1 protein-coding gene is annotated in these 763 nt (G+C 38.0%); it reads left to right on the forward strand.

Translation table 11 applies throughout. The features are described from left to right. Positions 1–739 (forward strand): IS3 family transposase (locus tag HMPREF0023_RS15940; RefSeq protein ID WP_008942589.1); only part of this gene is annotated, 739 nt, incomplete at its 5' end. Positions 740–763: the final 24 nt, after the last annotated feature.

The following is a 763-nucleotide window of genomic DNA, read 5'->3' on the forward strand; positions in this document are numbered from 1 at the left end:
GAGTGCATCAGATCTGAAGCTGATGCGCTGTATTGATGAATTACATATGCAATACCCTTTTGCAGGTAGCCGTATGATGCGTGATTTATTGAACCGTCAAGGACATCATATAGGACGACGTCATACACGTACTTTAATGAAGAAAATGGGCATTAATGCGTTATATCGTAAACCAAATCTAAGTCAGGCCAATCAAGCTCACCGTAAATATCCATATCTGCTCAAAGGATTGAATATTCAACGGAGTAATCAAGTGTGGGCAACGGATATAACGTATATCCCTATGGCAAAAGGCTTTGTCTACTTATGTGCTGTGATTGATTGGCACAGCCGTAAGGTGCTTGCCCATAGCGTATCGATTAGTATGGAGGTTGCATTTTGTATAGAAACATTAAATGAAGCTATTGAAAAATATGGCCGACCTGAAATCTTTAATACAGACCAAGGCAGTCAATTTACCAGTGATGCATTTATTGAAGTGTTAAAATCAAATGACATCCAAATCAGCATGGATGGTAAAGGTCGTTGGGTTGATAATGTGATGATTGAACGATTATGGCGGAGCGTTAAATACGAGGAGGTTTATCTCAAAGCCTACAGCAATGTTTTTGATGCGAAAAAGCAATTAAATGCCTATTTTGAATTTTATAATTTGAAACGACCTCATTCGAGTCTGGACAAAATGACTCCAGATGAGTTTTACTATGACCAGCTACCACAACAAAATAAGGTAGCTTAACTAGAGCAGAATATCACTTATAAA

Source organism: Acinetobacter sp. ATCC 27244 (assembly GCF_000156555.1).
GTDB classification, from domain to species: Bacteria; Pseudomonadota; Gammaproteobacteria; order Pseudomonadales; family Moraxellaceae; genus Acinetobacter; species Acinetobacter haemolyticus.